The sequence below is a fragment of the Streptomyces sp. NPDC020362 genome (genome assembly GCF_040642095.1).
Taxonomy (GTDB): domain Bacteria; phylum Actinomycetota; class Actinomycetes; order Streptomycetales; family Streptomycetaceae; genus Streptomyces.
The window spans coordinates 1-9,820 of the sequence record NZ_JBFAET010000265.1 but is presented as its reverse complement, the minus strand read 5'-3'; the positions used below and the strand labels follow the sequence as shown (position 1 = coordinate 9,820).

Here is a 9,820-nt window from a genome sequence, read left to right as displayed (position 1 = left end):
GCGTCGCACCCCCAGCCCGGCCCCACGGCCGTCGGTATCGTGGCCGATGCGATCGTCCCCTCCTCGGCGGTCGGCCCGAGGAGAGACGGAACGTGTGTCACAGGGACCAGCGCTCGCCGTCCAGTGACATCGAGGCGACCCGGAACGACGGACCGGTTCCGGCCGTTGCGGAGATGGTGGAGAAGTACATGCGGTCCGTCTCGTTCGCCGCCCAGGACGCGGCGAGTTCCGCCCTCACGGTCTCGACGGCGTCCTCCGCGACGATCGCCCGGTTGCCCAGGGTGGACCACACGAACGACGACTCGGCCGAGAGGGACTCGTAGTCGCACGGAACGACGGTGACGGCCCACTCCCGGTCCACGCTCAGCTTCCGCAACCATTCGACGTCCAGGCCCGAGGCGTTCCCGGGAATCGTCGAATTCGCCGCCAGTCTCCCCCACGCCGCCAGGGGGACTCGCCGCAGCACGCTCTCCAGGAGCCGGGATGCGTCGGCGCCGCCGTCGCCCGTCCACGGCATGTCGAGAACGCCGAACGTGGGCATCATCGGCACGTTGACTCCGATCGTGTCGAAGTCCTCGTCAAACTCGAAGAGGGGAGCCGGCTTCTCGTCGATTTCGACCGACTGCACGCTCGTTGTCGTCGCGGCCATCAGAACAGCCTGGCATCCGGTGGACGAGCCGATGTCGAGGCACCTGCCCCGGGCACCGGCGAGGTGCCGCCCGATCCCGATCGAATCACGGCCGTACCAGCCGTATCCGGTGGTGTTGGTGGTGCTGACGAAGACCAGCCGACCGAAATGTTCGATGAGCCGGACCTGTGAAAGCTCGAAGTTCTCCCCGGATTCCGATGCGGCACCCATGTCGACGAGCCGATCGAGCAGTGGTTCGGTGAGAAGACGTACGGCTTCGCCGCGGGGCACGGCCTGGGAGAGACAGAGGAAATCGACGGCATCCCGCAGGTACGGGGTGAGCGATGGCCGGTCCCGGACGAGCGCCGACTTCCGCGTCCCACTGGTCTGATAGGCGCGCAGCAGAGCGGCCACGCCCATTTCCTCGACCCGCTCCGTGAACTCCGCTGCCGCCGCGGAGGCTCAACACGGAGTCGGCGGTGGTGTTGCTGTGAACTGATGACACGGTTCTGGCGACCTCTCTTTGGCTGGTTCCGAAGCCGACGCATGCTGACGTCCCCGATGAAAGAGCCGGCCGACCGGCGTGTCGAACACTCCTGTCGACACTCACCCGCGCCACCGCCCGTCATGCCGAACGACGAGCGATGGCTCGGGGGTCCCGTTCGCACGGGGTGGTGACGGGGGTCCGGCGACCCACCGCGCACCGGTGGTGTCACTGCGGCCCGTTGGCCAGCCGAGCCACCGCTTTCCTGTCGAGCTTTCCGCTGCTCGTGCGAGGCAGCCGTTCCAGACGGTGGTACACGACGGGCGCCATGTACTCCGGCAGCCACCGGGCCGCGTGCTCGCGCAGCCCGTCCTCCGTGAGACCGGCGGCCCCGGACACCGCGGCGTGCAGCCGCGGGCGGCTCGGGTCCACGGTCTCCAGCACGACCACGCACTCGGTGACACCGGAAGACCGCAGCAGGACGTTCTCGATCTCGCCCAGGTCGATGCGGATACCGCGGATCTTGATCTGGTTGTCGGTGCGGCCCAGGTACTCCAGGTCCCCGGAGGACAGCCAGCGCCCGAGGTCACCCGTGTCGTACATCCGGCCGTCCGGATGGCCGTACTCGGGTACGAAGCGACCTGCCGTCAGATCCGGATCGCCCAGATAGCCACGCGCGACACCCGCGCCCGCCAGGAACAGCGTGCCGTACACGCCGATGGGCATGGGTCTGCCGTGGCGCAGTACGTACACCCGAGTGTTGTCGATGGGCCGGCCTATGGGGACGACCCCTGTGAACGCCGTCGCAGGGCAGTCGTAGGCCGTGACATCGACGGTCGCCTCCGTCGGACCGTAGAGGTTCACCAGCGTGGCGCCCTGAGCGGCGAAGAGTTCACCGAACGTGGTCACGTGACCGGCCAGCAGGCTCTCCCCGCTGGAGAAGCACCAACGCAGCGAGGCGAGCGCCGAGAGGTCACCGCCGCCGTCGTTGAGATACTCCAGGAATATCCCCAGCATCGACGGGACGAAGTGCAGCACGCTCACGCGCTGCTTGCGCACGGTCTTGCAGATGGCCAGCGGGAAACGCTCCATCCCGGGGGCGAGCAGATGCATGCGCGCCCCGGCGAAGAACCACCAGAACAGCTCCCAGACCGACACGTCGAAGATCACAGGGGTTTTCTGCAGCAGTGTGTCCGATTCGGTCAACGGGTAGCGCCGTTGCATCCAGTTGAGCCGGTTGACGACCGACTCGTGTTCGACTTCGACGCCCTTCGGCCGGCCCGTGGACCCGGAGGTGTAGATGACGTACGCCAGGTCGCGAGGGCCGCTGTGGGACTGGAACCCGGGATCCGGACCGGCGTACAGATCCGGATCGTCCAGCGGCACCGACGGCACCGCGATGTTCTCGGGTGCCGCCAGGCCGGGTTGCGTGAGCACCAGCGGGGCGCCGCTCTGTGCCACGAGGCCGGCGAGCCTCTCCGGTGGCGCGTCGGGGGCGAGCGGCAGGTAGGCGCCACCGGCCTTGAGGATGCCGATGACGGCCACCGGCAGGTCGAGGCAGCGCTCCATCAGCACCGCCACGACCGTGCCGGCGGTAACCCCGCGCCCGACGAGGTATCGGGCCAACCGGTCGGTGCGCTCGTCGAGTTCGCGGTAGGTGAGCGAGTCGTGGTCGGTGCTCACCGCTACGGCGTCCGGGGTGCGCAGTGCCTGCGCGTGGAAGACGCCGTGCAGTGTGCGCTCCGGCGGCAGAGTGTGGGCTGTCTCGTTGAAATCCCCCAGTACTCGGCGCCGTTCAGGGCCATGGAGCAGTTCATGGGCGGCCACGGGACGTTCGGGGTCGGCGAGCATGCGCGGCAGCACGGTCAGGTACACCGACACCAGCGTCTCCGCGTCCAGCGCGGCGCCCGGGGCGCCGTTGTGCGTGCAGGACACCCGCTCCCCGTCCACCGCCAGGGCGAGCCGGAGGGCCCCTTCCAGGGCGGTGTCCGCGCCCGCCTTCAAGGACTCCCGGTCGAGCGGGTCCGTGAGCGTGCCCAGACGGACGACGTGCTGGGCTTCCTCCGCTGTGTCCGGCGCGTCGTTGACACCGGCCACCAGGGCGGCGCCGCTGCCGTCCGGGTCCACCGTGAACGCGGCGGTGCGGGCCGGAGTAGTCCCGTGGACCACCCGCACGACCGGGGCGTCGTCGTGCGTCACGTAGGACAGCGCCAGCACTGCGGCGGCCAGCTGGAAGGACTCGGCCTCGTGGGAGGGCAGGTCGCCCAGCACCTTGGTCGTCACCGTGTCCAGCAGGCCCTCGGCTGAGGCGTGCGTGGTGGTCATGAGGCCACCGCCACTGCGCTGACCAGCGCCGGAGCCAGTGAGCGCTCCAGAATCTGCTCGGTTCCCTCGATGATCGTGAGTACCTTGGCGTCCCGGTAGGCCCGCGCGGTCACCGACCGCTCGGAGACACCCGAGGAGCCGAGGAGCTGCACCGCGGAGGCGGTGTGCTCCTGGGCCACCCGGCACACGAAGTACTTGGCCAGCAGGATCCGCTCCGTGGCTGCCCGGTCCTTGGTGCTCATCGCCCGTGAGGCGGAGACGCACAGGTGCCGGGCGGCTTCCAGATCGGCGCCCATCCTGGTGATGAGCGTCTGGATCTGGCCGTGGTCGATCAGTGTCCGGTCGAATGCCCGGCGGGCGCGGACGAACCGTGCGCACTCCGCGAAGCACGCCTCAAGCATGCCGAGCGCCATCCAGGCGACCGCGTGCCGCCCGTGTTCCAGGGCGGTCGGGATCAGCACCGGCAGCGCGAAGCCGGGCTTTCCGACCACCGCCCCCGGTGCGATCTCGCAGTCGGAGAAGGTAATCCTGGCCAGCCCCGCCGCGCGCAACCCCAGTACGTCCCCCATGGGCTCGATGCGGACGCCGGGGTTGTCGCGCCGCACGAGACACGCTTCGGACCGCCCCTCACGCTGCACGAACACCAGCAGGTCGTCGGCGCGGCGGCCGAAAGTGATGAAGACCTTCGTCCCGTTGACCAGCAGCCGGCCGTCCCTTTCCACCAGGCTGGTGGATATCGCGGCCAGGTCGCTTCCGGCATGCGGTTCGGTCATGCAGATCGCGGCGACGCGGCTGCCTTCGCCGAGTGCCGGCATGACGTGCTCGCGGTGCCAGGCGGTGCCCCAGCGGGCCAGTGTCTGCGCCATCATGCCGTGCACGTTCACGAGCGAGGCCAGCGAGATGCTGACCCGGCCCAGTGCCTCGTACATGAGTCCCGCCTCGACGGGGGACCAGCCACCGCCGCCGACGGCCGTCGGCAGTGCGGCACCGAGGAGTCCCTCCTCACCACACCACCGCACCACCTCCTCGGGCAGGATCTCGCCGCCCTCCCAAGTGTGGGCGCTCTGCGCCCAGCGGCCCGTGACCAGCCGCAGCATCCGGTCGTGATGCTCGCGTTCCTCCGGGTCAAGCAGGTGTTCCATGACGATCAGTCCGTTCCTCCTGTCCCGGTCGCGGTCAGACCGAATGGGCTTCGAGCTGCTTGCGCTGCACGAAGTCGGTGATCTTGGCGATACTGGCGAAGTTGGCCAGACTGAGGTCGTCCACGTCGACCTCGATCTCGAAGGTCCGCTCGACGAAGCTCATCAGCTGGATCGCGAACAGCGAATTGACCCGACCGGACTGGAACAGGTCCTCGTCGCGCTCGGGGGCGGGCGAGGTGTCCCGCGTGGCCAGGAACTCCCGTACGACGTCGTCGATCTCGTCGGTGGTGCTGGGGGCGGTCATTGTCATTCTCCTGTCGCGGTCGCCACGGCCGTCGCGCCGTGGTAGTGGTGGAAACCCTGGCCGGACTTGCGTCCGAGCCGCCCGGAGGCGACCATCTCGCGCAGCAGCGCGCAACCGTCGTAGCGGGCGTCGCCGTAGTTGTCGCGGAGGTTCTCCAGGGTGAGCAGCACGGTGTCCAGGCCGATCAGGTCCGCGGTCTCCAGCGGCCCCATGGTGTGGCCGAAGCACTTCTTGAAGATGTCGTCGACCGCCGCGGGGGCGACGCCCTGGTCCTGCACGACCCTGATCGCCTCGTTGAAGAACAGATGCGAGATCCGGTTGCTGACGAAGCCCGGGAAGTCCCCGACCACGACGGCCTGCTTGCCCAGCCGGGCGAGCAGCTCGTGTACCTGGTCGAGGCACTTCTCCGAGGTGTCGGCGCCTCGCATGACCTCCACCGCGTCCTTCAGGTAGGAGGGGTTCATGAAATGTATGCCGACGACCATGTCGGGACGGCGGGTCCTGGCCGCCAGCCGGCCGATCGGGACGCTCGACGTGTTGACACCGATGCCGACGCCGTGGGGCAGCACCTGGTCCAGATCGTGGTAGACATCCCGCTTGACCTCCCACTTCTCGCTGACGTTCTCCACCACGAACTCGCACTCGGCGAGCGCGGCCAGGTCGGTGGTGGTGACGAGCCGTTCCTGCGCCTGTGTGGCGGCCAGGCGGGTCAGGCCGGGCCGTACGGCGGGCAGGAACCGGTTCACGTCACGCAGCAGCCCCCGGGCCGCGGCCAGCGCGGACTGTTCCCGGTCGACGGCGACGACGCGGAATCCGTGGACGACGAAGTCGACGCAGACGGTGCTGCCGATGTTGCCGACGCCTACCACGCCGACGGTGCGTATGGGTTGGGTCATGGGTCCTCTTCCGATGGGCGTCTCAGTGGTCAGCACTGTTCTTCCAGCCAGGTGTGCACCTCGGCGGCGACGGCCTCGGCGTGTTCGGCGACGATGGTGCAGTGGTCGCCGGGGACGACCACCTCCCGATGCGGGAGCGGCCAGTGCGCGCGCCAGTCGTCGGCCATCGGCGAAGCGGTCGGGTCGCCGGGGATGCAGTCCTCCGGGCGGACGAAGAGCGTGGGGGTGGCCACGGGCTCCGGCGTCCATCCGCGAAAGAGCCTGCGGTAGGCACCGAGAGCCGTCAGCGTCGTGAAGTTCATCGTGGTGAACCTGGAGCGCCGCTCGTTGACCTCGTACGTCATCGCCTGACGCATGCTCAGCGACATGCTGTCGGGAGGATAGGTGTCGAGGAGTATCAGGCCCCGGGCGGACTCCTCCCGTTCCTCCAGCCTCGCCGCGACCGAGTGCGCGAGCCAGCCGCTGGACGAGTACCCCAGCAGCGCGAACGGCCTGCCGTCGACGCAGCGCTTCGTCTCGCGCGTCAGCGCCTCGACCAGTACCTCACGCGTCGCGGCGATCGGTTCGTCGGGCAGGAACCCGGGCACGAAGACCATCGACAGGTCGCGCCGGTCACGGAAGAACATGGACAGCCGGGCGAACTGCAGTGACTGCTCGACCGGGGCGAACGGCGGGAAGCAGACGACGACCGGTTCTTCGCCGCCGGTGGCCAGCCGGACGAAGCCGGGTCCGCCCTCGACCTGCGAAGGGTCGGTGAAGTGGCTGCGCAGCCCGGCCGCACCGGTCAGCAGCGCCTCGACCTCGGTCATACGGCCGCGGATCGCGACCTGCCGGTAGACGGCCGCGAACGACTCCCCGGACTCCGCGGCCGGGCCGGCCGCGTGCCCGCCCGCCGGTGTCCCGTCGGCGAGCGCGGCATGGAGGAACTCGCCTATGGCGACCACCGTCGGATGCTCGAAGACCAGCATCGCCGGCAGGGCCAGGCCGGTGGCGACGTTGAGCTTGTTGCGGACCTCCACCGCGGACAGGGAGTCGAAGCCCATCTCCACGAAAGGCCGCTCGGCGTCGACGGACGCGGCGTCGGCATGGCCCAGCACATCGGCCACCGTGGCGCTCACCAGGTCCCTCAGCGCGATCCGTCGGTCCTCCGGCGACAGATCCGCGAGTGTGCGACGGATGTCCCCCTGGCTCGCCGGGGCCGTGGCGGAGCGTTCGGCGAGCAGGTCGCGGGCCTGGGGCAGCTCCTCGACCAGCGGCCGTCGGCGGGCGGCGGTGTACCCGGCGAGGAAGGTCTCCCAGTCGACGTCGGCGACCGTGAGCCTGGTCTCGTCCTCGTCCAGGGCACGCCCGAGCGCCGCAACGCAGTCCGCCGGCGGCATCGGCACCAGGCCGCGGCGGCGCAGCTGCTGTTCGCCGTCCGGTCCCACCATTCCCGACTCCGCCCAGACGCCCCACGCCACCGCAGTGGCGAGCAGCCCCCGGGCACGCCGTCGTTCGGCCAGCGCGTCCAGGTAGGCGTTGCCCGCGGCGTAGGCCGCGTAGCGGCCGCTGCCCCAGACACCGGAGACGGAGGAGAACAGCACGAAGGCGTCCAGTTCGTCGTCGGCGAAGAGTTCGTCGAGGACCCGCGCGCCGTCGGTCTTGCTCGACGAGACCGCCCGGAACTCGTCGAGCCCCATGTCGGCGATCGGGGTGTTCTGGCCGACGCCCGCCGCGTGGAAGACCGCGCGCACCGGTCCCTCTTCGGCGGCGACCTCCGCGACCAGGGCAGCCATGGCCTCCCGGTCCGTCACGTCGGCGGCCGCCAGCCGCACCCGCGCTCCCCGCCCCTCCAGCTCCTCACGCAGGCCGACGGCGCCCGGCGCCTCGGCGCCACGCCGCGAGACCAGAACGAGAGAACAGGGACCGTGGGCCGTCAGCCAGCGGGCGATGTGCGCACCGATCGAGCCGGTTCCCCCCGTGATGAGGACCGTACCGCGGGGGCGCCAGGCACGGCGCGGCTCCCGGGCGGCGGACGCCGGCACGAGTCGGCGCCGCAGAACTCCCCCGGCGCGGATGGCGATCTGGTCCTCCTCCTCGTCACCCGCGAGGACACCCGCGAGCCAGCCGGTGGAGCGGTCGTCGAGCCGTCCCGGAAGATCGATCAGCCCGCCCCAGCGCTCCGGATGTTCGAGACCGGCGACCAGACCGACACCCCAGCACGCCGCGGAGAGCGGGTCGGGAGCCTCGCCCTCGGTCGTGGCCACCGCGCCTCTCGTCAGGCACCACAGCCGGGCGCCGCTCCCGATGTCGCCGAGGGCCTGGACCAGTACGAGGAGGGCTTCCGGCTGGTCGGGCAGGCCGATGACGCCGGACAGCAGCGGTACGCCCTTGACCGCCGTGGCCAGCACCTCGGCGGTGGCCTGCCGGTCCGCCTCCCGCCCCAGCTCGACCGTCGTGACGTCCGCCAGCACCCGGGTCAGGGAGCGGAGCGCGTCCGAGTCGCCCCCGCCGTGCGGCAGCACGACCAGCCAGGAGCCCGGTACCTGGGCGGCCGGGGTCCGCTCCACAGGGTTCCAGACGACTCGGTAGCGCCAGGAGTCCATCGTCCGCCGACGCGCATTCTCCCGGTGCCACCGGGCGAGCGCCGGCATTGCGGGCTCCAGTTCTGCCGGGACGCCGAGGGTCTCGGCCAACGTGGAGAAGTCCTCCTTCTCGACGGCTGCCCAGAACGCCTGATCGCCGCTGGTGTCCCGGTCGCTCCCGGCCGTCCGAGCGGGCGCGAGCCAGTAGGCCTGGTGCTGGAAGGCATAGGTGGGAAGCCGGACGGGCCGGGCCTCGGGGACGACGGCCGTCCAGTCGACGGGGGCGCCATGGGTGTGGGCGTGGCCGAGCGCCTGGAGGACGGTGTGGGTTTCGGGCCGTCCCTTGCGGCAGGTGGGCGCGGTGGGGTGGGTGTCGGTGAGGGTGGGGGTGAGGGCGGCGTCGGGGCCGATCTCGACAAGGACATGGGTGCGCGGAATCGCCCCGACGGCCTTGGCGAAGTGCACGGCGTTGCGGGCGTGGTCGACCCAGTAGTCGGGAGTGTCGATGGAGTGGGGACTGTCGGCCGCTGGGTGCAGGGGGAGGGTGGGCGGGCGGAAGGTGAGCTGGTCGAGTGCGGCGCGGAACTCCTCCAGCATGGAGTCCATGAGGGGTGAGTGGAAGGCGTGGCTGACCTTGAGGCGGGCCACGCGGATGTCGCGCTGACGCCAGTGGTCGGCGAGCCGCCCGATGTGCTTCTCGTCGCCGGAGACGACGACGGCGTCGGGCCCGTTGACGGCGGCGACCACGACCTCGGGGGTACCGGCCAGAACCGTGGTGACCTCCGTCTCCGAGGCGTTGACGGCGAGCATGGCGCCACCCGGGGGAAGGCGTTGCATGAGGCGGCTGCGGGTGACCACCAGCCGCGCGGCGTCTTCAAGGGAGAGGACGCCCGCGGTGACGGCGGCGGCGATCTCACCGACGGAGTGGCCGGTGACGGCGCTGAACCGCACGCCCCAGGACTCCCAGAGGCGGGCGAGCGCGAGTTCGAAGGCGAACAGGGCAGGCTGAGCGTATTCGGTGCGGGCCAGCATCTGTTCGGCGTCGTCCGCGTCGGACCACATCACCTCGCGCAGGCCTCGCCCGAGGAGCGGATCGACGACCGAGCAGATCTCGTCGAGCGCTCGGGCGAAGGCGGGGAAGGCCCGGCTGAGTTCGCGTCCCATGCCGACGCGCTGGGCGCCCTGGCCGGTGAAGACGGCGGCCGGCGGCGTGTCGCCGGTGGCGGCGGCTGTGGCGGGTGGGGTGGCGGCCAGCTGGCGCAGGCCGGTGAGCAGTTGGGTGCGGTCGCCGACCAGTACGGCGCGGTGGCTGAACAGGGACCGGCTGGTCACCAGCGACCGGGCGATGCCGACGAGGCCGGTCTCGGGGTGCGTGGTGAGGAAATCGTGCAGTGCCGCGGCCTGCCCCGACAGGGCCTGGCCGGACCTGGCCGACAGCACCAGCGGCACCACACCCGCGGGAGCGTCCGCCACCGGC

Annotated in this window: 6 protein-coding genes; all 6 read right to left on the bottom strand. The window is 70.6% G+C overall.

Features of this window, described 5'->3' with window-relative positions; translation table 11 throughout:
• Positions 1-97: 97 nt before the first annotated feature.
• On the bottom strand, positions 98-1,042 hold the full coding sequence (locus AB0H32_RS43585; protein ID WP_361133711.1) for a hypothetical protein: 945 nt from the start codon (positions 1,040-1,042) through the stop codon (positions 98-100).
• 298 nt (positions 1,043-1,340) lie between these two features.
• Positions 1,341-3,437 carry an amino acid adenylation domain-containing protein gene (locus tag AB0H32_RS43580; protein ID WP_361133708.1) on the bottom strand — a complete coding sequence of 699 codons (2,097 nt, stop codon included), beginning with the start codon at positions 3,435-3,437 and terminating at the stop codon, positions 1,341-1,343.
• Positions 3,434-4,579, bottom strand: a complete 1,146-nt coding sequence (locus AB0H32_RS43575) for an acyl-CoA dehydrogenase family protein (protein ID WP_361133706.1) — start codon at positions 4,577-4,579, stop codon at positions 3,434-3,436. Before AB0H32_RS43575 ends, AB0H32_RS43580 begins: the two co-directional genes overlap by 4 nt.
• Before the next feature lie 34 nt (positions 4,580-4,613).
• A complete protein-coding gene (locus tag AB0H32_RS43570) occupies positions 4,614-4,883 on the bottom strand; it encodes a phosphopantetheine-binding protein (RefSeq protein ID WP_361133703.1) in 270 nt (89 codons plus the stop codon).
• Positions 4,884-4,885: 2 nt separating this feature from the next.
• Positions 4,886-5,779, bottom strand: a complete 894-nt coding sequence (locus AB0H32_RS43565) for a 3-hydroxyacyl-CoA dehydrogenase family protein (protein ID WP_361133700.1) — start codon at positions 5,777-5,779, stop codon at positions 4,886-4,888.
• 29 nt (positions 5,780-5,808) lie between these two features.
• Positions 5,809-9,820 (bottom strand): SDR family NAD(P)-dependent oxidoreductase (locus tag AB0H32_RS43560; protein WP_361133697.1); only part of this gene is annotated, 4,012 nt, incomplete at its 5' end.

Bases quoted from the DNA above. Each gene is read 5' to 3' on its own strand.
- AB0H32_RS43580 (WP_361133708.1), bottom strand. From the start codon at position 3,437: ATGACCACCACGCACGCCTCAGCCGAGGGCCTGCTGGACACGGTGACG.
- AB0H32_RS43575 (WP_361133706.1), bottom strand. From the start codon at position 4,579: ATGGAACACCTGCTTGACCCGGAGGAACGCGAGCATCACGACCGGATG.
- AB0H32_RS43570 (WP_361133703.1), bottom strand. From the start codon at position 4,883: ATGACCGCCCCCAGCACCACCGACGAGATCGACGACGTCGTACGGGAG.
- AB0H32_RS43565 (WP_361133700.1), bottom strand. From the start codon at position 5,779: ATGACCCAACCCATACGCACCGTCGGCGTGGTAGGCGTCGGCAACATC.